This is a genomic window from Microbulbifer sp. JSM ZJ756, from assembly GCF_044383805.1.
Taxonomy (GTDB): domain Bacteria; phylum Pseudomonadota; class Gammaproteobacteria; order Pseudomonadales; family Cellvibrionaceae; genus Microbulbifer; species Microbulbifer zhoushanensis.
Genome location: NZ_JBISER010000003.1, coordinates 14,037 through 35,687, shown reverse-complemented (window position 1 = coordinate 35,687; position 21,651 = coordinate 14,037). Strand labels below are relative to the sequence as shown.

Sequence of the window (21,651 nt, the reverse complement as noted above, 5' to 3'; positions counted from 1 at the left end):
TGTTCAGGCCCCGGCGCCAATGGGCTGCCGGCGGTCCAGGTTGCGATAAGCCAGTGCCTCGGCGATATGCCCGCTGCCGATGGATGCTGCGCCTGCAAGATCGGCAATGGTTCGCGCTACCCGCAACACCCGGTGGTAGCTGCGGGCCGAAAGGCCCAGCTGGTCCACCGACCGGCGCAGCAGCTCCTGCTCAGGGCCGCCGAGACTGCACTGCTGTTCCAGGGCGTTGCCCCGGAGCTCCGCGTTGATTGTAGCCTGTCGTTGCTGTTGCCGGATACGGGCATCGACGACCCGCTCCTGCACCACCGCCGAGGCCTCCCCGGTGGGCGCATCCTGCAGCTGGCCGGCAGTCATCGCGGCGACCTCCACGTGCATATCAATCCGGTCCAGCAATGGTCCGGACAGCTTGGCGCGGTAGCGCTGTACCTGGTCGGGGGTGCAGCGGCAGCGCGGCTCGCCCAGGTAGCCGCAGGGGCACGGGTTCATTGCCGCAACCAGCTGGAAGCCGGCGGGGAAGGCGACGCTGGCGCGGGCGCGGGCAATGCGCACCTCGCCGCTTTCCAGCGGTTCGCGCAGGATCTCCAGGGCGTGACGGGGAAACTCCGGCAATTCATCGAGAAACAGGATCCCGCGGTGGGCCAGTGAGATTTCCCCGGGGCGGGGATTGCTGCCGCCACCCACCAGTGCTGTCGGCGAGGCACTGTGGTGGGGCGCACGGAAGGGCCGCTGGCCGGGGAAGTCCAGGCCGGCGCTGGAGTAAACCGCGGCCACCTCCAGCTGCTCCCGCTGGCCCAGCGCCGGCAGTATCCCCGGCAGCCGGCTGGCCAGCATGGTCTTGCCGGTCCCCGGGGGGCCGTAAAACAGCAGGTTGTGACCGCCGGCGGCGGCGATCTCCAGGGCCCGGCGGGCGCGCAGCTGGCCGCGCACGTCCGCCAGGTCCGCTACCTGCGGCCTGGCCGGCGCCGGCGGGGGTTGCGCTGCCGGCAGTGACTCGCGCCGGTGCAGGTGGGCGCAGACCTGCAGCAGGTTCTCCGCCACCAGTATCTCCCCGTCTGCCAGCGCGGCCGCGGGGCCGGATGCCCGTGGCACCACCAGGCGGTGCCCGGCATCGGCACAGGCAATGGCTGCCGGCAGGGCGCCGGGCACTTCCCGCAGGTCACCGGTGAGCGCCAGCTCGCCGATAAACTCGGCCCCGGCCAGGGATTCCACCGGTACCTGCCCGGAGGCGGCGAGGATGCCCAGTGCAATCGCCAGGTCGTAGCGCCCGCCCTCCTTGGGCAGGTCGGCGGGGGCCAGGTTGACGGTAATGCGCCGCTGGGGGAATTCGAAATGGCTGTTCACCAGGGCACTGCGCACCCGGTCGCGGCTCTCGCGCACGGCGGCCTCGGGCAGGCCGACAATATTGAAGGCGGGCAGGCCGTTGGCCAGGTGGGTCTCGACTGTGACCAGGGGGGCAGAGACCCCCAGCTGGGCGCGGGTGTGGGTAACAGAGAGGCTCACGGATTCATCCTTGAAGTGCGAGTTCCCGGGGTGGGCTGAAGCCCTGCAGGCTATCTACTTGTCCCCGGTGTTGTCCTGTTCCTGCACGGCTTGCTCCAGCTCCTGCAGCTGTGCCTCGAGCCGGGCCACCTTTTCCCGGGTGCGCTCCAGGATCGCGGCCTGGGTGTCGAACTCGGCCTGGCTCACCAGCGGCAGCCGGTTCAGCGCCACGCCAAGTGCGTCCCGCAGGTCACCGGTGATGACTGCCCCCTGTTGTTGCAGCTCGTGCAGTAACTGTTGCAATTTATCTGGGGCCACACGCAATTCCTCGCTAAAAAACACCGGTATATAGTGCTGGAATTGTAACCCAGTGCCCATGGGGGCAAAAGTTATGTGACCGATACACGATTTCTGTCGATAAGTGCGCTGTCATGGTTCGCTGGTGATTTCCCGCTCACCATTTGGGTGCGACCTCCCTTGGCCGGCTTCATTCTGGTGCATCTCCCCTCCCGCTTTTCCCCCGCTCATCTCCCGCCACGATTCTGGATCAGTTTTAAGTGGTTGATTTTCCAGCGTTTTGCCAACTTGGCATCAAGCCTGCAGATGCACCACTGCAGATCATTTCAGCCGGCGGGCATAAAAAGGCTCACAAGGCATAAAAAGATCGAGGGCCACACACCACCCCTCCATAACGAAAAAAGTCGCCCGATGCTGACAGCAGACTGCACAGAATAATTTCGACGAGAAAATCACAGAGTCCAAGGAGAATTAAGGTGGGAACGACTATGAATAAAATCGCTGCCGCAATAACGGCCGGGGCCATCGCCCTGGGCACCACTGCCACTGCCACTGCCGCCGAGGGTGGCGTTTCAGCCAGCGCCAACGTGGGTGTGGTGACTGACTACAAATTCCGCGGTATTTCGCAGACCGACGGCAGCCCGGCCGTGCAGGGCGGCGTCGACCTGGACTTCGGTAACGGCCTGTACGCAGGCACCTGGGCCTCCCAGGTGGATTTCGCCTACGGCGAGGACGAAACCGATTTCGAGCAGGATTTCTACGCAGGCTACGCCGGCGAAATCAGTGAGACCACCAGCTACGACGTTGGCTACATCTACTACGCCTACCACGGTGGCGACAATGACGAGGATTACCAGGAAATCTACGGCAGCGTCAGCATTTCTGCCCTGACCCTGGGCCTGGCCTATTCCGATGACTACTGGGCCGGCACCGGTACTTTCTATTACCCGTACGCAGAGTACAGCTTTGCGCTGCCGTCCGATGTGAGCCTCGACTTCCACGTCGGCGCCAACATGTTCAGTGATGAGGGCTTCCTGTTCGAGTCGGATTCCTACATCGACTACTCGGTTACCGTCGGCAAGGAATTTGGCGGCCTGAGCCTGAGTGCCTCGCTGGTCGGCACCGACATCAGTGATGCCGAGTGCTTTGACCTGGACTGGTGTGAACCATCGGTACTGGCTGGAGCCTCTTACACCTGGTAACGCGCGGGCCCTGCCGATCCCGGCAGGGCCACATTACGATGGGGGATCGCACCATGAAACTGGTTACCGCAATTATCAAGCCTTTCAAGCTGGACGCCGTGCGTGACGCACTGGCCGAGGCGGGCGTTAACGGCATTACCGTTAGCGAAGTGAAGGGTTTCGGTCGGCAGAAAGGGCACACGGAACTCTACCGCGGGGCAGAGTACGTGGTGGACTTCCTGCCCAAGACCATGCTGCAGATCGCTGTTGGCGACGAGCAGCTCGACGCCGTACTGGAAGCGGTCGGTTCCAGCGCCCAGAGCGGCAAGATTGGCGACGGCAAGATCTTTGTCGCCGACCTGGAGCAGGTAGTACGAATCCGCACCGGTGAAACCGGCGCGGAAGCCATTTAACCGGCCGCACCCGCGAGGGGAAACCGGTCGATAAAAACTAAATCAATTTCCACCAATTTCGGGATTGAACGGAGCGAAAGATGGAAAACCAAATTTTTCAGTTGCAGTACGCAATTGATACGTTTTACTTCCTGGTGTGTGGCGCACTGGTAATGTGGATGGCCGCCGGCTTCTCCATGCTGGAAGCTGGCCTGGTGCGTTCCAAGAACACCACAGAAATTCTCACCAAGAACGTGGCACTGTTTGCCATTGCCTGCATCATGTACCTGCTGACAGGTTACGCCATCATGTACGACGGCGGCTGGGCCCTGTCCGGTATCGAGGCGTTCAGCCTGGAGAGCGTGCTGTCTGACTCGGCCGACGCCGGCTTCGACGGCGGATCGGTTTACTCCGGCGCTTCCGACTTCTTCTTCCAGGTGGTGTTCGTGGCGACAGCCATGTCCATCGTCTCCGGTGCCGTGGCCGAGCGCATGAAGCTGTGGAGCTTCCTGGTGTTCGCGGTCATCCTGACCGGCTTCATCTACCCGATGGAAGGTTCCTGGACCTGGGGCAGCGCTTCCGTGTTCGGTATGTACACCCTGGGCGACCTGGGCTTTTCCGACTTCGCCGGTTCCGGCATCGTACACATGGCCGGTGCGGCCGCGGCACTGGCCGGTGTCCTGCTGCTGGGCGCACGTAAAGGCAAGTACGGCCCCAACGGCGAGGTCTACGCTATCCCCGGTGCCAACCTGCCGCTGGCGACCCTGGGTACCTTCATCCTGTGGATGGGCTGGTTCGGCTTCAACGGCGGTTCCGTACTGAAGCTGGGCGACGCCGCCAGCGCACACTCTGTGGCCATGGTGTTCCTGAACACCAATACCGCCGCTGCCGGTGGTGCCGTAGCCGCCCTGATCACCGCTCGGGTACTGTTCGGCAAGGCCGACCTCACCATGCTGCTGAATGGCGCGCTGGCGGGCCTGGTGGCAATTACTGCCGAGCCCTCTACCCCGACTCCGCTGCAGGCAACCCTGTTCGGCGCCCTGGGTGGTGTACTGGTGGTCTTCTCCATCGTTTCCCTGGACAAGCTGAAGATCGATGACCCGGTGGGTGCCATTTCCGTGCACGGTGTGGTTGGCCTGCTGGGCCTGCTGCTGGTGCCGCTCACCAACGACGGTTCCACCTTCAGCGGCCAGCTGATTGGCGCGGCAACCATCTTCATCTGGGTATTCGCCACCTCCTTCGCGGTGTGGTTCCTGCTCAAGGTCATCACCGGTATTCGCGTGAGCGAGGACGAGGAACAAGAAGGTGTTGACTTGGTAGAATGCGGAATGGAAGCTTATCCCGAATTCATGGGCAAATAAGCGCCCCGCAACGGGCTGCCGGCGGCACCGCCGCCGGCATTTCCGGGTCCGCATTGCGACGGTCCCCAGAATAAAGCAACCAGGTCAGATTCCGGGCCTCAAACCAGGGGAATACACAAAATGAAATTGATTACGGCTGTAGTTAAGCCCTTCAAGCTGGACGACGTGCGCACCGCGCTCTCGGAAGTTGGTGTACAGGGCATGACGGTGACGGAAGTAAAAGGCTTCGGTCGCCAGAAAGGGCACACGGAACTCTACCGTGGCGCCGAATATGTGGTGGATTTCCTGCCCAAGGTCAAACTGGAGCTGGCGGTGGATGACAGCATGGTGGATGGCGCTGTAGAGGCCATCACCAAGGCAGCACAGACCGGCAAGATTGGCGACGGCAAAATCTTCATCACCGCACTTGAGGAAGTGATCCGCATCCGTACCGGTGAGACCGGCAGCGAAGCGGTTTAAATTCCTCCCTTCCCGAAAGCGGTGCGCGGAATTGTGCGCCAATGCTTGAAAAGGCCCCAGTGGGGCCTTTTTTCGTTTCCAGCCGGCATCGGCGGTATCCGGGCGGCTAAAAATTGTACAGTCGCTGGCAGGATTACTGCCCCAAAATTGGCGCAATTTGTTCCATAACCAGGGGCAATATCTGTGTGTCCCTGATGCTACAAAAAACTCTACCCCGGCCGCGGTCCCCGGCTGGCAGGGCCCGCCGCGAGTGCCTATATATTATTCGCCGTCGCGTATCGCGCAGCCGCGGTTTTAATGACCCGGTGCGGCACAGGGGTACTTCCTCTGTAACAGGAGTAGTAGTTACAGGGTTTCTACGATGAAAGCTAATGGTTACGAAGATCAGAGCAACAGCGCCCGTAGCAAAGACCAAGAGGATTTTGCCGAGGAGCGTTCAATTACGTCGAGAGAGCGGGCCAGAAGCCAGCTGAACAACGAAATCGAGGAGTTTCTCGCCCGTGGCGGCGCCATTAGTGAGATCGATCCGGAGGTGACGGCGGACCCGCCGCGCAAACCGCAGCCCAAGTACGGCAGCCGGCCGATCTGAGGGCTGGCCTGGCCCGGAACTTTCACCTGGCCATAACGATCGCTCCAGCCCGGGTGGCTTGCCCGGGCTGGGCGTTTGTGTCGATGGACCTCCCTCTGATCCGGTCATGAGGCCAGCCTGGAGGTTGCCGAGTTCCCGGGAGATATTGTGTAAGGGAGTATCAGAATGATGGCCCCAAACTGGTTGGGCACCTGCTTCATCGCGATGACGATAGCAGCCTGGAGCCATGCCCAGGACGCGCCCCCCGCCTCGCCCAACCCCGATACAAAGTACTCTCCTTATCCCGAGCAGAACTTCCCCAATCGGGTGTTCTTCGGCGACACCCACTTGCACACCAGTTATTCCACGGATGCCGGTATGTTCGGCAATACGCTGGGACCGGATGCCGCCTACCGGTTCGCAAAGGGAGAAACGGTTACCTCAAGCACCGGGGTGCCCGCGCGCCTGCATCGCCCGCTCGATTTTCTGGTGGTTGCCGATCACGCAGAGAACCTCGGCCTGGCGCCACTGATCGAGGAGTCCGATAAGCGCCTGCTCGCCAGCGAGTGGGGCAAGCAGGTGCATGACCTCGTCAAGGCGGGCAAGCCCGATGAAGCCTATGCGATGTGGGGGAGCGCGGTCTCTGAGCGCAAGGACCCGTTGACCGATATCGATGGCCTGGTGGAGTCCATGTGGCACCGGATCACCAAAGCGGCGGAAGCGCATAATAATCCGGGGCTGTTCACTGCACTGATCGGTTTCGAGTGGACCTCCAGCCCCGATGGCAGCAACCTGCATCGCAATGTTGTTTTCCGTGACGACAAGGCCAGGGCCGATCAGGTAATTCCCCTGTCTGCCTACGACTCCGAGGACCCCGAGGACCTCTGGCGCTGGATGGCCAACTACGAGGAAAAGGTTGGCGGTCGGGTTCTCGCCATTCCGCACAATGGCAACCTGTCCAACGGCCTGATGTTTGACAGTGTCACCCTGACCGGCAAGCAACCCCTCGACCGGGATTACGCTGAACGCCGTCGCAGGTGGGAACCACTCTACGAGGTCACCCAGATCAAGGGCGATGGCGAGACGCATCCGCTGCTGTCACCGAACGATGAGTTCGCCGATTTTGAAACCTGGGACAAGGGCAGCTTTGGCGCCGCAAAAGAGCGAGACATGCTGCCGCGGGAGTATGCCCGTGAAGCCCTGAAGCAGGGGCTCGCGTACCAGGAAAAACTGGGAGCGAACCCTTACCGGTTTGGGATGATCGGCAGCACCGACTCCCATACCTCGCTGGCCACGACCGGGGAGGACAATTTTTTTGGCAAGGCCACTGCGATGGAACCGAGCAGTGACGAGATCCGGTTCGAGGAAAGGATTACCGGTTATCTGCCCGACCCCCAGGGGCGGGACTATGCCATCCGCCATTACCAGGCCAGTGCCTCGGGCCTCGCTGCGGTGTGGGCACGGGAAAACACCCGGGAGGCACTCTGGGACGCCATGGCCCGCAGGGAAGTGTATGCCACTACCGGAACGCGCCCGATAGTGCGGGTGTTCGGTGGCTTTGAGTTCACGAAGGACGACCTGGTGCGCTCAGACTTCGCCAGGCACGGCTATGAAAAAGGCGTGCCCATGGGCGGGGAACTCGAGGGGTCCGACAAGGCCCCAACCTTCCTGGTGCGGGCGATGCGCGACCCGGACGGTGCCAACCTCGATCGTATCCAGGTCGTCAAGGGCTGGCTCGATGCCGGGGGCAAGACCCACGAACGGATCTACGATATTGCGGTTTCCGACGGCCGCAAGATTGGCGCTGACGGCCGGGCGAAAAAAAAGGTGGGCAACACTGTGGATGTGGGCAATGCCACCTACACCAATGCGATCGGCGCGCCCTTCCTGCAGGCCTGGTGGAAAGACCCCGATTTCGATGGCACACAGAACGCTTTCTATTATGTGCGCGTTCTTGAGATCCCCACCCCGCGCTGGACTACTTATGACGCCAGGTTCTTCGGCCTGAAGAGGCCGGAGGATGTTCCGGGCAGTATCCAGGAGCGAGCCTACACCTCCCCCATCTGGTACACGCCCTAGCTCACCTACGACTTTTTGCCTTTTGCCCGCGGGTGCGCCTGGTCGTAAACACGCGCCAGGTGCTGGAAGTCCAGGTGGGTGTAGATCTGGGTGGTGCTGATGTCGGCGTGGCCGAGCAGCTCCTGCACTGCGCGCAGGTCGCTGCTGGATTCCAGCATATGGCTGGCGAAAGAGTGTCGCAGCATATGGGGGTGTACCCGCTGCTCGGCACCGCTGGCCCGGGACCAGTGCGCCAGGCGTGCCTGCACCGCACGGTTGCCCAGTCGCCGGCCCTTGAGGCTGGTAAATACCGCATCGCCTTCGGCTGCCGGGGCAATACTGCGCCAGGCCCGCAGGGCTTCGCGTGCCTGCTGGCCGACCGGCAGCACACGGGTTTTGGCCCCCTTGCCGGTAACCCGCACTTCGCCGCCGGCCAGGTCCAGGTCGGCCCAGTTGAGCCCGGTAAGCTCTGACAGCCGCAACCCGCTGCTGTAAAACAATTCCAGCAGTGCGCGGTCGCGCACCTGCAGGCGTTCATCCCCGTCGCCAGCACCGGGGCTCTCCACGAACTCGCCGGCGGCATCTGCGTCCAGCACCCGGGGCAGTTTCTTGTCGGCTTTCGGCGCCCGCAGGCCGGCGGCGGGATTGGCGCGCAGCCAGCCCTGGCGCAGGGCGTGGTCGCCCAGGCTGCGCACTGCCGACAGCCAGCGCTGCAGGCTGCGGGGGGACAATCCCTGCCGGTGCAGCCGCGCCAGCCAGCTGCGCAGGGTCATTTCCCGGATCTCGCTGATTTCAGCCAGGCCGTCCACCTCGGCCTGGCGCAGCAATTGCGCCAGGTCGCGACGGTAGGCGGAGAGGGTGTGGGGGGAGAGCTGGCGCACGCTTTCCAGGTGGGCCAGGAAGCGCTCGATGGCATCGGCCAGCGGCATCGGCAATCAGTCCCGGTCCAGCAGTCGCGGCAACAGGCGCTCGAGCACTTCACCGATATAGGACAGGAACAGGGTGCCGAGGCTGGAACTGTAGTGCTGGGGGTCGGAGGAACCCACGGCCAGAATACCGAGCTGGTTTGCCAGCGGTACCACGGCGGCCGAGGCCACCCGGTCGGCGGACTCCTTGCCGAACAGGTATTCGCGTTCCGCCGGACGCAGTACGCCGCAAACCGTGCGGCCATTGCGCAGGATTGATCCCACAGATGCCTCGGCAGTGGTGCGGTTGCTGGCCCGCACCCGGCCCAGTTCGCGCTTGCCCTGGGGCAGGGGTTCGAACAGGGTCAGGGCCGTGGTTTCCACACCGAAATCCTCACGGAAGCTTTGCAGCAGGGACTCGCCGGCCTCGGCCACGGTCTGCGCGTCGAGTAGCGCCAGCACCAGCCGGCGGCTGTGCATAAACAGCTGGTCATTGTCACGCGCCGCCTGCAGCAGCTGGTCGAGGCGCTGGCGCATCTCGATATTGCGCTCGCGCAGCAGGTTGGTCTGGTGGGTCATCAGCGACACGGTCTTGCCGCTCTGGCTGGGCAGCTGGATGGTTTCCAGCAGCTCCATGTGGTCGGCGAAAAAGTCCGGGTTCTGGATCAGGTAACGGGCAACCTGGCGCGACAGGACTTTCTTGTCCCGTTGGCTTTCCTGTTGGTCCGCGTCGGCGGCCGGGGCCTGGATTGCATCGCTTGTGTCGGTCATGCTTTCTCTTATTACCTGTTCCTGTTGCCGGCATTCCTGGGGGCGGTTAAAGGAGAATCTGCCCCTGGTACACGGTGGTTGCGGGCCCGGTCATGGTAACCGGCTCGCCGGGCCCGCTCCAGTGGATCGTCAGCTCGCCGCCGGGCAGGGCGACCGTGACTTTCTCATCCACCAGGTCGCGCAGCCGCGCCGCCACCACGGCCGCGCAGGCGCCGGTGCCACAGGCCCGGGTCTCGCCCACACCCCGCTCGAACACCCGCAGGCGCGCCCGGTCGCGGGACTCTACCTGCAGGAAGCCCACATTAACCCGGTTGGGAAAACGCGGATGACTCTCAATTTTCGGGCCCAGTGCTTCCACGGGCGCCCGGTCGGTGTCCTCGACCAGCAGTACTGCGTGGGGATTACCCATGGACACCGCGCCGATGATAAAGGTCTCGCCATCGACTTCCAGTGGATAGGTCTCGGCGCGGCGATCGGCGTCAAAGGGGATTTCTGCGGGTTCCAGCACCGGCGCGCCCATGTCCACACTTACCCGGTCGCGCTCGGCCAGTTCCAGCTGCAGCAGCCCGCCGGTGGTTTCCACCAGCAACCGGTGCTTGCCGGTCAGGCGCCGCTCGCGCACAAAGCGGGCAAAACAACGGGCGCCGTTGCCGCAGTTTTCCACTTCGCTGCCATCGGCATTGAATATGCGGTAGCGGAAGTCGGCATCCGGGTTGCGGGGTGCCTCGACCAGCAGTACCTGGTCACAGCCCACGCCCAGGTGGCGATCGGCCAGGCGGCGGATCTTGTCCGGGGACAGTTTGATGCGCTGGCTGATGCCGTCGAGCATCACGAAGTCGTTGCCGAGCCCGTGCATCTTGGTGAATTTCAGGCGCATGGCGTGCTTACCCCTCGCCGCCGCGGGCGGGGGGCACGGTGCTCTCTCCGCGCAGCAGGTCCGCCAGGTTTTCCCGCGCCCGCACCAGGTGGGTGCGATCGCCATCGACGATCACCTCGGCGGCCCGCGGGCGTGTATTGTAGTTGGAGCTCATGGTGAAACCGTAGGCGCCGGCGGACAGCAGCGCCAGCAGCTGGCCCGGCTGCAGCGCCAGTTCGCGTCGCTTGCCGAGGAAATCGCCGGTCTCACACACCGGGCCGACGATATCCCAGATTTCCACGTCGCCGTTGCTGGGCTTCACCGGGACGATATCCTGCCAGGCCTGGTAGAGCGCCGGGCGCAGGTTGTCGTTCATGGCCGCATCGACGATGGCGAAGTTGTGCTCCTCGGTACGCTTCAGGTATTCGACCCGGGTCAGCAGCAGTCCGCCGTTGGCGGCAATAGAGCGGCCCGGTTCCATCACCAGTTCCAGGTCGCGGCCCTGCAGCCGCTCCTTGACTGCTCCCAGGTAATCACTCACCGGCGGCGGCATCTCGCCGCGATAGCGCACGCCCAGGCCACCGCCCAGGTCCAGGTGCTTGAGCCGGATGCCTTCTTCCGCCAGCTGGTCGATCAGTAGCAGCAGCCTTTCCAAGGCGTCGAGGAAGGGGGAGATTTCCGTCAGCTGTGAGCCGATATGGCAGTCGACGCCCACCACTTCCAGGTGCTCGGACTGCGCCGCGCGCCGGTAAGTGTCGAGGGCGTCGTCGATGGCGATGCCGAATTTGTTTTCCTTGAGCCCGGTGGAAATGTACGGGTGCGTTTTCGCATCCACGTCCGGGTTCACCCGCAGGGATACCGGCGCGTTGACGCCCATGTCTGCCGCCACTGCCTCCAGCCGTTCCAGCTCGCCGTCGGACTCGACGTTAAAGCAGTGCACGCCCACCTCGAGCGCGCGGCGCATTTCCGCGGCGGTCTTGCCCACACCGGAAAACACTACCCGCGACGGATCGCCACCGGCCTGCAGCACCCGCTCCAGCTCACCACCGGAGACGATATCGAAGCCGGCCCCGAGCTGCGCCAGCAGTGACAGGATGCCCAGGTTACTGTTGGCCTTTACCGCATAGCAGATCATACCCGGGTGGTCGCCCAGGGCATCGGCATAGTCGCGGTACTGCTGTTCAAAGTGCGCGCGGCTGTACACGTAAGTGGGGGTGCCGAATTGCTCGGCGATGTGTTCCAGCGAGACGTCTTCAGCCCACAGGCTGCCCTCGCGGTAATTGAAATCGCTCATTTTTCTACTTCTTGCTGCTCGGGTTCTTGCTGCTCCGGCTGTTCCGCCTGCCCGGTATCGGTTTCCATACTGTCCACCGGGGTGTCGACCGGCCCTGGCTGGGGCGCAGCCTGCTGTGCCTCTGCCGCCGGCAGGCCAGTGGCGGGAGAAGAGGGCTGCCCGGACGCTGGTGCTGCCGGAGCGCCGGCAGCCGGGGTGCCGGCCACCGGGGCGCCGGGCATCGGTGCCGCGGGCTGTGCGGGATCCTGCGGCAGGTACAGCGGTCCCTTCTGGCCGCAGCCGCCCAGCGCGACGGCAGTAAGAATGGTGGCGAGGAAAAATCTCTGGCGCATGCGCGGCTTCCTGCAGCTGTCTGGCGGAGTTCGGGTGAAAGCCTGCTAGTATAGCGACCTCAGATCCATATCGTACACGGTAACAGAAGTAACCATTTTATGAGCCAAGCGGAATTCGATGCGGCCATCGAGCGTACCCTGATTGCCATCGAGGATGCCCTGGATGAATGCGAGTGGGACATCGATTACGAGCGCGCGGATGCGGTGCTGACCCTGACCCTGGAAGATAACGGCAGCCAGGTGATCCTCTCCCGCCAGACCGCCAACCAGGAGCTGTGGGTGGCGGCGCGCTCCGGCGGCTTTCACCTGTCCTTCGACAATGCCGGCACCGGGCCGGTCTGGAAGTGCACCACCACCGGCGAGGACCTGCCGACGCTGCTGGACCGCGTGCTGACCGAGCAGCAGGGCGAGCCGGTGTCCCTCAGCCTGGACCTCTGACCACATACCGCCCATGTAGGCGCGGCCCATGGCCGTGACCAGCGCCGGGTAACCGTTGCAGCCAGTCGCCGTCGCGGCCAGCGGCCGCTCCTACAGCGTTACTTCGGTGGTGCCGTTCAACTGGGCGTTGTCCGGTAGCGGCGGGGCGAGTCTGCCTTTCATCATATCTTCCCGGCTTACCCCCCCCCCCACACTCCTGTAGGAGCGGCCGCTGGCCGCGATCGCCCGGTGCGTCGTCATGCAGCCACAGATATCGCGGCCATGGGCCGCTCCTACAGGTGTTCTTCGTCATGCCGGCGAGGGCCGGCATGCAGTGATTCAGCGCGCGGCGATCAGCTTTTTCGCCCGCGCGCACGCCGCGCGCACCTGCGCCGGCGCGGTGCCGCCGATATGGTCACGGGCGGCCACGGAACCTTCCAGCGTGAGCACCTCAAAGACATCCTCGCCGATGTCGGCGGAGAACTGCTGCAGCTGTTGCAGGCTCAGTTCCGCCAGGTCTGCCCCCTGCTCGATGGCGAAGGACACGGACTGGCCGACAATCTCATGGGCATCGCGGAAGGCCACGCCCTTGCGCACCAGGTAATCGGCCAGGTCGGTGGCGGTGGAGAAGCCCTGGGCGGCCGCGGCCAGCATATTCTCTTTCTTGGCCTCCAGCGCCGGCACCATGTCGGCGAAGGCACGCAGGCAGTCGAGCGCGGTATCGGCGGCGTCGAACAGCGGTTCCTTGTCCTCCTGGTTGTCCTTGTTGTAGGCCAGCGGCTGGCTCTTCATCAGGGTCAGCAGGGATACCAGGTGGCCGTTGACGCGGCCGGTCTTGCCGCGCACCAGTTCCGGCACATCCGGGTTCTTCTTCTGCGGCATGATGGACGAGCCGGTACAGAAGCGGTCCGGCAGGTCGATGAAATCGAACTGGCTCGAGGTCCACAGCACCAGTTCCTCGCTGGCGCGGGACAGGTGGGTCAGCAGCAGCGCGGCAAAGGCACAGAACTCGATGGCGAAGTCCCGGTCGCTGACCGAGTCCAGCGAGTTCTCCGTGGGGGCATCGAAGCCCAGCAGCTCGGCAGTCCGCGCCCGGTCGATGGGGTAGCTGGTGCCGGCCAGCGCCGCGGCACCCAGCGGCGAGCGATTGACCCGCTTGCGGCAGTCCATCAGGCGCTCGTAGTCCCGGGTCAGCATTTCGTTCCAGGCCAGCAGGTGGTGGCCGAAGGTGACCGGCTGGGCCGACTGCAGGTGGGTAAAGCCGGGCATGATGGTGTCCGCCTCCCGCTCGGCCAGGTCCACCAGGCCGGTCTGCAGGCGGGTCAGCTCGGCGCCGATCAGGTCGATGCGACCCCGCAGCCACAGGCGTATGTCAGTAGCCACCTGGTCGTTGCGTGAGCGGCCCGTGTGCAGCTTCTTGCCGGTGGCACCGATGCGCTGGGTGAGGCGCGCCTCGATGTTCATATGCACATCTTCCAGCGCGACCTCCCAGGGAAACTGGCCGGCCTCGATCTCGCCGGCAATATCCTGCAGGCCACCGGCGATCTGTTCGTACTCCTCCGCGGTGAGTACGCCCACCTCGGACAGCATCTGGGCATGCGCCAGCGAGCCCTGGATGTCCTCCATCGCCATGCGCTGGTCGAAACTTACCGAGGCGGTGAATCGTTCCACGAAGGCATCGGTGGCCTCGCTGAAGCGGCCGCCCCAGAGCTTGGCGGCGGGGTTGGCGGAAGCGTTGGTGTCTTTGCTCATAGTGCCTCTGTATTCATGCCTGGGTATCGGTGGCCCTGCCTGGTTGCAGGGCGGTGGAACTGCGCGGGTGATGGCGGTATCTTGCTTGTTTCCCGGTCGCCCTCGCAGCGACAGCTGCCGGGGCGGTTACGGCCCAAGAATAGATAACAAATCCAGAAGAAAGAACGTGGTATGACTTCCCCACAGCCCGCTCGGCCGGCGGGCATTATAGCGCAGCAAATTCGCGAAACAGCCCCCGAAGGCAAAGAATCTGCACCTGCCCACTTCCTGCCGGACCTGTGCAGCGTATCCGCCGTTGCCGTGCTGGTGATGATGGGCGAGCTGCTGGCGGTGGTGCTGGTGCTGGCGGTGGACGGCCTGCGGGAGTTCAGCTGGCAGAGGCTGGGCCTGTTCTCCCTGACTACCCAGTGGGTGATCCTGCCGGCGGCGGCGCTGTTGTGCCGCCTGCGGCCGCGGCTGGCCCGGCTGTCACCACGCCGGGCCGGCGCGCTCAGTTTTGCCGTGGTGCTGGCGGTGCTGGGCGCGGTGATGCTGGCCCAGCAATGGTGGCTGGCGAACCTCTCCGGGCAGCCGCTGGATCTCTGGGCACTGGGCGGTAACCTGCTGCTGGGTGCCATCTGTGCCGGGGTGGTGTTGCGCTACGCGTTTGTCCAGCAGCAGCTCCACAACCAGCAGCGCGCCGAGCTGGGCGCCCGTATCGAGGCGCTGCAGTCGCGCATCCGCCCGCATTTCCTGTTCAACAGCCTCAACAGCCTGGCCAGCCTGATCGCGGTGGACCCGGATCGAGCCGAGCGGCTGGTGGAGGAATTGTCAGCCCTGTTCCGTGCCAGCCTGGCGGAACCGAAAATGGTATCGCTGGCGCAGGAGCTGGCGCTGGCGCGGCGCTATATGGAAATCGAGGCCCTGCGCCTGGGGGAGCGTCTCCAGCAGGACTGGCAGGTGAACGATGACCTGGCCGACGTGCAGGTACCGTCCATGCTGCTGCAGCCACTGCTGGAAAATGCCGTACTCCACGGTGTGGCACGGATTCGCGGCGGTGGCTGTATCCGGGTACAGGTGTCACGGGAAGCCGACCGGCTGGCAGTGTGGATCGACAACCCGCTGCCCGCGGAGAGCCCGCAAGAGCATGCTGCGGGCAATGGTATGGCGCTGGAAAATATCCGCCAGCGCCTCGCCGCGCACTATCCGCGGGGATTCGAATTCCGTGCCGGCAGGGAGGGCAACCGCTACCAGGTCAACCTGCACTTGCCGATTTCGCCCACGTCGCGGCCACTGGTGCAGCAGGCACAGGAGGAGCCGGCATGACGGAACTGGGAGTGCTGATCGTTGACGATGAACCCCTGGCCCGCACGCGGCTGGCGCGCCAGCTCCAGGGCCTGGCGCAATGTGAATTGCTGGGCGAGGCGGCCGATGCGGTCGAGGCCCTGCGGCAGGTACAGCGGCTCGATCCGGACCTGGTGCTGCTGGATATCGAGATGCCGGGTGACAACGGCCTGGAGCTGGCCCGGCAACTGTCGGCACTGGAGTACCCGCCCGCGTTGATTTTCTGTACTGCCCACGATGAATTCGCGTTGCCGGCCTTTGCCACGGCGGCGGTGGGGTACCTGCTGAAGCCGGTGACGGCAGCGGACCTGTCGGCGGCGGTGGACAAGGCGGTGCAATTGAACCGGTCACAGCGCAAGGTGGCCGGAATATCCGCGCAGCCGGCAATGGCGGCCGGCCGCAAGCGCCTCAGGTCTGCCAGCCGCCGTGGTGTGGAACTGGTGGATGTTGCGGGAATCCGCTGCTTTGTCGCCGACAACAAATATGTGGTGGCGCATTACCCGGGCGGTGAGGCAATCCTGGAGGAATCCCTGAAGGAGCTTGAGGCGGAATTTGCCGGCCGGTTTGTGCGGGTGCACCGCAATGCGCTGGTGGCAGTGGAATCCATTACCGGCCTCGAGCGCGAGGGTGGAAACTACCGTGTATTGCTGGACGGCGTCGACGAGCGGCCGCAGGTAAGCCGGCGATTACTGCCTGCGGTAAGATCCCTGATTGAAGAAATGGCCTGAAGCCAGCCACTCGCCCGTGGGTTACCGAATGGCCAGGTTGGGTTACCCGGGGCGGCCATCCCCATACCCCTGGTCATGCGCCCGCTGAGCCGCGTCAAAAAACGGCTCGGCAGGCTGGGCCCGCTCTGCGGCCCAGCCTCACTTACGTTCACGCGCGCTATTGGCCGGGGTTCAATTGGCAATAAACCCGCGGCTGTAGCCCTTGCGCCAGCCATCAGGCGAGGTGAATCGCCACGGTTGCCGGTACTCTTCAAAGTTGTGGCCCACACCGCCAAGCATCCACAGCTCACCATTAAAGGGCAGTAGCTGGTGGTGGTAGCGGGGCGCGAATGGTGCATCACCGGCTGCCTGAATCCAGGTGATCCCGTCTTCGGATGTCCAGATATCACCCAGGGCATTGATGCTGCTGTCGTAGCCGCCAGTCAGCCACAGCTTGCCCTCGTAGTTCGTTACCTGGTGATAGACCCGCGCGGGGAATGCTGGAACCGGTATTACCTGCTGCCAGCTTTTCCCGTCCCCGGAATACCAGACGTCGCGCTTGAGAGTGTTGTCTACCGGATCAGAGCCGCCACTGACCCACAGCTTGCCGTTGAAGCTGGATACTTCATATCTTTCCAGTGGCGAAAACTGGGGCAGTGAAGAGACCAGGTCCCAGTTGATGCCATCTGCCGAAGACCAGACCTCATTCGTGGGGACCCCGCTGACCTCGGCCTGGGCAAATACCCACAACCTGTTGTCATGCACAACCACGCGGTGGCCTGTCTCGGCAGGAAAGCCGGCGTCGCTGGTTTCCTGCGACCAGGAAATACCATCGGGTGACGACCAGACGTCGTTTTTGGCTGCCGTGCCCGAGCCCAGGTCGTAACCGCCAATCAGCCAGAACCGGTTGTCAAAATAGGCGAGCCGGTGACCGCTCCGGCGAAGCAAGCCGCCAGTCGTTGTTCGCCTGGACCATTCGAGGCCATCCGCTGATTGCCAGATGACGGCATCGGACGGGTTGCTCTGATCGACCGGGTCAAGAAGGATAAACTGCTCATCTGAAGCCACGACGGGGATATCGCCATAGTAGATGTTTTCCGGCAATGCCTGCGCCGGCGACTCCCGGATCCAGGAAGAGCCAGAGCCTGTTGACCATACCCAGTTCCTGCGCTTGCTCCCGCTGGAGTTTTCCCCGAGGGATACTGTGTAGCTCCCGCCGACAATCCACAGGCGGTCCCGGAAAGAGACGGCCTGGTGCTCCCTGATATGGCTGTCAGCCAGCGCCTGTGCATCGATATCCAGCTGCTCCCAGTTGATACCGTCGCCAGACCGCCATGCCGTGGTTTCAATGGGGTTGAAGTCCAGGTAAGCGGAAGTCCCGATTATCCAGAGTTTGCCCTGGTGGGTCAGCATCTGGTGGTTGCGAAGGTTGGCAAACTGCTCCAGGTCGGCTGCCCTGTTCCAGTTTTTGCCGTCAGGAGAGGACCAGACAGTCTCGTTCTCCCCATTTGCTTCCCCACCGGTCAGCCAGAGCCTGTTGTCGTACACGGCGACACGGTGCCCGAAGCGTCCACCGAAAGGCGCGGTTGCAACTTCCCGAGTCCAGGTGATGCCATCGGGAGAGGACCAGACATCTGAAAATATGCTGGTGCTGTCGCTCCAGCTGGAACCACCGATCACCCATAGTTTCCCGTTGAAGCTCACTGCCTGGTGGTCGGCCCTGGGCGGGAATCCGGCATCGCCGGTGAGCTGCGTCCACTCGGTGCCATTGGTCGATGTCCAGACATCACTCTTCTCGCCATCACTATTGCCTGCAATCAGGAACAGCTTTCCCCCGTGCTCGACGATCTGGTGATCGAGCCTGCGACCCGGCAGGTTGGAATCCGCCTGTTGCCAAACCCGGCCATCGCTGGAGACCCAGGGGTCAAACGGTGTCCTGCCGCTGCTGGTACCGCCGTAAAGCCACAGTTTGCCATTGAACTCGATCACCTGGTGTTGCGTGCGGCGACTGAACTGGTGTGGCCAGGCGGTGACCTCACTCGTTCCGGCAAGTTTCAGGTAGGCGGGAGTGCCCAGCGTTGCATTATTGTCGACAAGTGAGCCATCAATAGCCTGCACACTGCCGTTCGCACAGCCAGCGAAGTTACCAATATCGCATTCCGGCTCGCTAGAGCTGTAAAGGCTCATACCGTAGGTTGCCTCAGGGAGTTCAAGCAAGGTGTCCGAGGCTCCGCTCCAGGCGTGCATTATGGCGCTGGTGCGGATTTCAAAAGATGCAGACGCAGCAGAAAAAACACTGTCGGCTTCCTGGTGCGCTGAAATTATTGACCTGCCCAGTCCATGCGCTGTCACCACGCCATCGGGGGCGACTGTCGCAACATTGGTATTGCTCGAGCTGTAGGTGATGTCGGTGGAGGCGAGTCCGCTTGCCGGGTTGGACAGGCTTTTTCCTGTCGCGAGTGGTTGTACCTCAGCTGAGGAAAAGGAGAGCGCGTTTTCCCTGGTTGATACGTTGACATCATAGGCAGCGGAGGCTCCGCTGTACTCGGAGTCCTCTGCGATATTGGCCGTAATCCTGGTGCTGCCCGCACCCATGGCTGTAACCTGGCCGCTACCGTCGACCATCGCTACCTGTTCATTGCCGGAACTATAAGTAATAGCGCCACTGCCGGGCGCAGTCGCGGGATTGTCCAGGCTTTCCCCGACTGTCAGGGCGACTGGCCCCTCCTGCGAAAACGTCAGGTCCTGTTCTGACAGTTGCGTCTCCGGGGGTGAAGTTGAACCAGGTGATGGATCACTGTTGCCACCACTACCGCCGCCACCGCAGTTTATCAGGGCGAGAGCCCCCCAAAGGACTAAAAATAGCCTTGCCCCCTTGAGCATGAAACCTCCGAATTTATTGTTATCAGGATATGGTGAGAACTTAATTCTCAATGATAACAGTTGTAAGGGATAAAATTGCCTGGCATATGGCAGTGAGGGGGGCGTGGCGGGAGTGTCAGGTGCTTCTCGGTGTTTAGCGCCTGCTGTGGCTGGAAAGGTGTGTCAGCGAACCGCCTTGCGCCTCACTGACACACCTTTCAATCATGGATGTTGAATGGGTAGACGCCGCAAATCAGAAAATCTGCGGTCCCTTGTAGTCGTCAGTCTCGCCTTCAAGGCTCAGCTCGCCCGCTGCCTCGTTCAGGTACTCGGCGTCGGATTCTGACTTGAGCTTGATCATCAGGCGCAGGTCGTTGGCGGAGTCGGCGTGGGCGAGGGCGTCCTCGTAGGTGATCTCGCCGCGGTCGTACAGTTCGTACAGGGCCTGGTCGAAAGTCTGCATCCCCTGCTCGTTGGAGCGCTTCATCAACTCTTTCAGCTTGTGCACCTCGCCCTTGCGGATCAGGTCCGAGGCCAGCGGGGTGTTGATCATGATTTCCAGGCACGCGCGGCGGCCGTCGCCATCGGGGGTGGGTACCAGCTGCTGGGCCACCATGGCCCTCAGGTTCAGGGACAGGTCCATCCACAGTTGCTGGTGCCGGTCGGCGGGGAAGAAGTGGATGATCCGGTCCAGCGCCTGGTTGGCATTGTTGGCGTGCAGGGTACACAGGCACAGGTGGCCGGTTTCGGCGAAGGCGATGGCGTGGTCCATGGTTTCGCGCGAGCGCACCTCACCAATCAGGATCACGTCCGGCGCCTGGCGCAGGGTGTTCTTCAGGGCCACTTCGAAGGATTCGGTATCCAGGCCCACCTCGCGCTGGGTCACGATACAGCCGCGGTGCTGGTGGACGAATTCGATCGGGTCCTCGATCGAGATGATGTGTCCCTTGGAGTTCTCATTGCGGTGGCCGATCATCGAGGCCAGTGACGTGGACTTACCGGTACCGGTGGCACCCACGAAGATGATCAGGCCGCGCTTGGTCATCGCCAGTTCCTTGACCACTTCCGGCAGCCCCAGGCCATCGATGGTGGGGATCTTGGTCTCGATCCGCCGCAGCACCATGCCCACCAGGTTGCGCTGGAAGAACGCCGAGACCCGGAAGCGGCCCACATTGCGCACCGCGATGGCAAAGTTGAGCTCTTTCTTTTCCGCGAACTCGCGCCGCTGTTTCTCGTTCATTACCCCCACGACCATCTCGCGGGCCTTTTCCGGGGTCAGAGCCGTGCTGCTGGCGGGCACCACCTTGCCGTGCACCTTGATTGAGGGCGGCACCCCGGCAGTGATAAACAGGTCGGATGCGCCTTTCTCGACGACAAGCTGGAGGAGTCTTTCGATTTCCATTGTGGTTACCGCTTTTTATCGATTGTTGTGGCGGGCTTGCGGCCCGCTGGCAGGGCCGTGGCCCCGCACTGGCTGACACCGGTTTGCCGGTGTTAGAAATTTTCCGGCATCTTGGCTTTTTCGCGCGCCGTCTCGCGGCTGATGATGCGCTTCTCGACCAGGTCCTGGAGGCACTGGTCCATGGTCTGCATGCCCACATTGGCGCCGGTCTGGATGGCGGAGTACATCTGCGCGATCTTGTCCTCACGGATCAGGTTACGGATCGCCGGGGTGCCGCGCATGATTTCATGTGCCGCCACGCGGCCGCCACCGACGCGCTTCATCAGCGTCTGGGAGATCACCGCCTGCAGGGATTCCGACAGCATTGAGCGCACCATGGCCTTTTCCGCGGCCGGGAACACGTCAACCACCCGGTCGATGGTCTTGGCGGCGGAGGTGGTGTGCAGGGTGCCGAATACCAGGTGGCCAGTCTCCGCGGCGGTGAGCGCCAGACGAATGGTCTCCAGGTCACGCATCTCGCCCACGAGGATGATGTCCGGGTCTTCCCGCAGGGCGGAGCGCAGTGCCTCGGCGAAGCCGTGGGTGTCGCGGTGCACCTCGCGCTGGTTCACCAGGCACTTCTTGGATTCGTGCACGAATTCGATCGGGTCCTCGACGGTGAGGATGTGCTCGTACTTGTTGTCATTGATGTAGTCCACCATGGCCGCCAGGCTGGTGGACTTACCGGAACCGGTGGGGCCGGTGACCAGCACCAGGCCGCGCGGCATGTCGGAGATCTGCTTGAACACCTGGCCCATGCCCAGGTCCTCCATGGTCAGTACCTTGGAGGGAATGGTCCGGAACACGGCGCCGGCACCGCGGTTGTGGTTGAAGGCGTTGACCCGGAAGCGGGCGACGCCCGGGACTTCGAAGGAGAAGTCCGTTTCCAGGAACTCCTCGAAATCCTTGCGCTGCTTGTCGTTCATGATCTCATAGATCAGCGCGTGGACCTCCTTGTGCTCCATCGGGGGCAGGTTGATGCGGCGCACATCGCCATCCACCCGGATCATCGGCGGCAGCCCGGCGGAGAGGTGCAAGTCGGAAGCGTTCTGCTTGGCGCTGAAGGCGAGGAGTTCTGTGATGTCCATACTGCTACCTTATTGTTCTCGGCGGACCTGTTCTGGTGATTATTTAACCTGTGCGAGGCGGCAGCATATGCCTTCCCCGGACTCTGTTAGTACAATCCGCCCATTTCT

General features: G+C 63.1%; 20 protein-coding genes. 9 read left to right on the top strand and 11 right to left on the bottom strand.

Annotated elements, in window-relative coordinates; genetic code table 11:
- Positions 1-3: 3 nt before the first annotated feature.
- Complete coding sequence (locus ACH6CX_RS06355; protein WP_232940590.1) at positions 4-1,500, bottom strand: YifB family Mg chelatase-like AAA ATPase; 1,497 nt, start codon at positions 1,498-1,500, stop codon at positions 4-6.
- Positions 1,501-1,554: 54 nt separating this feature from the next.
- Positions 1,555-1,797, bottom strand: a complete 243-nt coding sequence (locus tag ACH6CX_RS06350) for an accessory factor UbiK family protein (protein WP_232940591.1) — start codon at positions 1,795-1,797, stop codon at positions 1,555-1,557.
- Positions 1,798-2,264: 467 nt separating this feature from the next.
- Between ACH6CX_RS06350 and ACH6CX_RS06345 the strand changes: the two genes are divergently transcribed.
- The 6 genes from ACH6CX_RS06345 to ACH6CX_RS06320 all read left to right on the top strand — a co-directional run bounded on the left by ACH6CX_RS06345 (position 2,265) and on the right by ACH6CX_RS06320 (position 7,816).
- On the top strand, positions 2,265-2,978 hold the full coding sequence (locus tag ACH6CX_RS06345) for a TorF family putative porin (protein WP_232940592.1): 714 nt from the start codon (positions 2,265-2,267) through the stop codon (positions 2,976-2,978).
- 53 nt (positions 2,979-3,031) lie between these two features.
- Positions 3,032-3,370: a P-II family nitrogen regulator gene (locus tag ACH6CX_RS06340; RefSeq protein WP_232940593.1), complete on the top strand. Its 339-nt coding sequence runs from the start codon at positions 3,032-3,034 to the stop codon at positions 3,368-3,370.
- A gap of 80 nt (positions 3,371-3,450) precedes the next feature.
- Positions 3,451-4,710: an ammonium transporter gene (locus ACH6CX_RS06335; protein WP_232940594.1), complete on the top strand. Its 1,260-nt coding sequence runs from the start codon at positions 3,451-3,453 to the stop codon at positions 4,708-4,710.
- Between the two features lie 120 nt (positions 4,711-4,830).
- Positions 4,831-5,169 (top strand): P-II family nitrogen regulator, encoded by a 339-nt coding sequence (locus tag ACH6CX_RS06330; RefSeq protein WP_067084464.1) that lies wholly within the window; start codon positions 4,831-4,833, stop codon positions 5,167-5,169.
- Positions 5,170-5,530: 361 nt separating this feature from the next.
- Positions 5,531-5,758 carry a hypothetical protein gene (locus ACH6CX_RS06325; protein WP_232940595.1) on the top strand — a complete coding sequence of 76 codons (228 nt, stop codon included), beginning with the start codon at positions 5,531-5,533 and terminating at the stop codon, positions 5,756-5,758.
- A 165-nt stretch (positions 5,759-5,923) separates the two neighbouring features.
- Entirely contained in the window at positions 5,924-7,816 is a 1,893-nt protein-coding gene (locus ACH6CX_RS06320) for a DUF3604 domain-containing protein (RefSeq protein ID WP_232940596.1), read from the top strand.
- 5 nt (positions 7,817-7,821) lie between these two features.
- On the opposite strand, the gene xerC is transcribed toward ACH6CX_RS06320, so the two are convergent.
- Genes xerC through ACH6CX_RS06295 form a run of 5 tightly spaced genes read right to left on the bottom strand, consistent with a single transcriptional unit; the run spans position 7,822 to position 11,953 of the window.
- On the bottom strand, positions 7,822-8,718 hold the full coding sequence (gene xerC / locus ACH6CX_RS06315) for a tyrosine recombinase XerC (RefSeq protein WP_305080427.1): 897 nt from the start codon (positions 8,716-8,718) through the stop codon (positions 7,822-7,824).
- A 12-nt stretch (positions 8,719-8,730) separates the two neighbouring features.
- Positions 8,731-9,471, bottom strand: a complete 741-nt coding sequence (locus ACH6CX_RS06310; protein WP_232940600.1) for a DUF484 family protein — start codon at positions 9,469-9,471, stop codon at positions 8,731-8,733.
- Between the two features lie 46 nt (positions 9,472-9,517).
- Positions 9,518-10,348 carry a diaminopimelate epimerase gene (gene dapF / locus ACH6CX_RS06305; protein ID WP_232940602.1) on the bottom strand — a complete coding sequence of 277 codons (831 nt, stop codon included), beginning with the start codon at positions 10,346-10,348 and terminating at the stop codon, positions 9,518-9,520.
- Positions 10,349-10,355: 7 nt separating this feature from the next.
- Positions 10,356-11,621, bottom strand: a complete 1,266-nt coding sequence (lysA, locus tag ACH6CX_RS06300) for a diaminopimelate decarboxylase (protein ID WP_232940604.1) — start codon at positions 11,619-11,621, stop codon at positions 10,356-10,358.
- A complete protein-coding gene (locus tag ACH6CX_RS06295; RefSeq protein ID WP_237064465.1) occupies positions 11,618-11,953 on the bottom strand; it encodes a lipoprotein in 336 nt (111 codons plus the stop codon). Before ACH6CX_RS06295 ends, lysA begins: the two co-directional genes overlap by 4 nt.
- A gap of 99 nt (positions 11,954-12,052) precedes the next feature.
- On the opposite strand from ACH6CX_RS06295, the gene cyaY reads away from it, so the two are divergent.
- Positions 12,053-12,391 (top strand): iron donor protein CyaY, encoded by a 339-nt coding sequence (gene cyaY, locus ACH6CX_RS06290; RefSeq protein WP_232940607.1) that lies wholly within the window; start codon positions 12,053-12,055, stop codon positions 12,389-12,391.
- Between the two features lie 318 nt (positions 12,392-12,709).
- On the opposite strand, the gene argH is transcribed toward cyaY, so the two are convergent.
- Positions 12,710-14,122 (bottom strand): argininosuccinate lyase, encoded by a 1,413-nt coding sequence (gene argH / locus ACH6CX_RS06285; RefSeq protein ID WP_232940608.1) that lies wholly within the window; start codon positions 14,120-14,122, stop codon positions 12,710-12,712.
- Between the two features lie 171 nt (positions 14,123-14,293).
- On the opposite strand from argH, the gene ACH6CX_RS06280 reads away from it, so the two are divergent.
- Positions 14,294-15,427: a sensor histidine kinase gene (locus ACH6CX_RS06280; protein ID WP_237064467.1), complete on the top strand. Its 1,134-nt coding sequence runs from the start codon at positions 14,294-14,296 to the stop codon at positions 15,425-15,427.
- A complete protein-coding gene (locus ACH6CX_RS06275) occupies positions 15,424-16,173 on the top strand; it encodes a LytTR family DNA-binding domain-containing protein (RefSeq protein ID WP_232940610.1) in 750 nt (249 codons plus the stop codon). Before ACH6CX_RS06280 ends, ACH6CX_RS06275 begins: the two co-directional genes overlap by 4 nt.
- Positions 16,174-16,344: 171 nt before the next feature.
- On the opposite strand, the gene ACH6CX_RS06270 is transcribed toward ACH6CX_RS06275, so the two are convergent.
- From ACH6CX_RS06270 to ACH6CX_RS06260, 3 genes are all read right to left on the bottom strand, one after another.
- A complete protein-coding gene (locus ACH6CX_RS06270) occupies positions 16,345-19,035 on the bottom strand; it encodes a kelch repeat-containing protein (protein WP_396675190.1) in 2,691 nt (896 codons plus the stop codon).
- 232 nt (positions 19,036-19,267) lie between these two features.
- A complete protein-coding gene (locus ACH6CX_RS06265) occupies positions 19,268-20,416 on the bottom strand; it encodes a PilT/PilU family type 4a pilus ATPase (RefSeq protein ID WP_232940612.1) in 1,149 nt (382 codons plus the stop codon).
- A 92-nt stretch (positions 20,417-20,508) separates the two neighbouring features.
- Positions 20,509-21,543 (bottom strand): type IV pilus twitching motility protein PilT, encoded by a 1,035-nt coding sequence (locus tag ACH6CX_RS06260; RefSeq protein ID WP_232940613.1) that lies wholly within the window; start codon positions 21,541-21,543, stop codon positions 20,509-20,511.
- Positions 21,544-21,651: the final 108 nt, after the last annotated feature.

What these genes read in the sequence shown, in the direction of transcription:
- lysA (WP_232940604.1), bottom strand. Translation starts at nt 11,621, where the DNA reads ATGAGCGATTTCAATTACCGCGAGGGCAGCCTGTGGGCTGAAGACGTC.
- ACH6CX_RS06340 (WP_232940593.1), top strand. Translation starts at nt 3,032, where the DNA reads ATGAAACTGGTTACCGCAATTATCAAGCCTTTCAAGCTGGACGCCGTG.
- ACH6CX_RS06295 (WP_237064465.1), bottom strand. Translation starts at nt 11,953, where the DNA reads ATGCGCCAGAGATTTTTCCTCGCCACCATTCTTACTGCCGTCGCGCTG.
- ACH6CX_RS06310 (WP_232940600.1), bottom strand. Translation starts at nt 9,471, where the DNA reads ATGACCGACACAAGCGATGCAATCCAGGCCCCGGCCGCCGACGCGGAC.
- ACH6CX_RS06335 (WP_232940594.1), top strand. Translation starts at nt 3,451, where the DNA reads ATGGAAAACCAAATTTTTCAGTTGCAGTACGCAATTGATACGTTTTAC.
- ACH6CX_RS06270 (WP_396675190.1), bottom strand. Translation starts at nt 19,035, where the DNA reads ATGCTCAAGGGGGCAAGGCTATTTTTAGTCCTTTGGGGGGCTCTCGCC.
- ACH6CX_RS06280 (WP_237064467.1), top strand. Translation starts at nt 14,294, where the DNA reads ATGACTTCCCCACAGCCCGCTCGGCCGGCGGGCATTATAGCGCAGCAA.
- ACH6CX_RS06330 (WP_067084464.1), top strand. Translation starts at nt 4,831, where the DNA reads ATGAAATTGATTACGGCTGTAGTTAAGCCCTTCAAGCTGGACGACGTG.
- ACH6CX_RS06345 (WP_232940592.1), top strand. Translation starts at nt 2,265, where the DNA reads ATGAATAAAATCGCTGCCGCAATAACGGCCGGGGCCATCGCCCTGGGC.
- ACH6CX_RS06260 (WP_232940613.1), bottom strand. Translation starts at nt 21,543, where the DNA reads ATGGACATCACAGAACTCCTCGCCTTCAGCGCCAAGCAGAACGCTTCC.
- argH (WP_232940608.1), bottom strand. Translation starts at nt 14,122, where the DNA reads ATGAGCAAAGACACCAACGCTTCCGCCAACCCCGCCGCCAAGCTCTGG.
- cyaY (WP_232940607.1), top strand. Translation starts at nt 12,053, where the DNA reads ATGAGCCAAGCGGAATTCGATGCGGCCATCGAGCGTACCCTGATTGCC.
- dapF (WP_232940602.1), bottom strand. Translation starts at nt 10,348, where the DNA reads ATGCGCCTGAAATTCACCAAGATGCACGGGCTCGGCAACGACTTCGTG.
- ACH6CX_RS06265 (WP_232940612.1), bottom strand. Translation starts at nt 20,416, where the DNA reads ATGGAAATCGAAAGACTCCTCCAGCTTGTCGTCGAGAAAGGCGCATCC.
- ACH6CX_RS06275 (WP_232940610.1), top strand. Translation starts at nt 15,424, where the DNA reads ATGACGGAACTGGGAGTGCTGATCGTTGACGATGAACCCCTGGCCCGC.
- ACH6CX_RS06325 (WP_232940595.1), top strand. Translation starts at nt 5,531, where the DNA reads ATGAAAGCTAATGGTTACGAAGATCAGAGCAACAGCGCCCGTAGCAAA.
- ACH6CX_RS06320 (WP_232940596.1), top strand. Translation starts at nt 5,924, where the DNA reads ATGATGGCCCCAAACTGGTTGGGCACCTGCTTCATCGCGATGACGATA.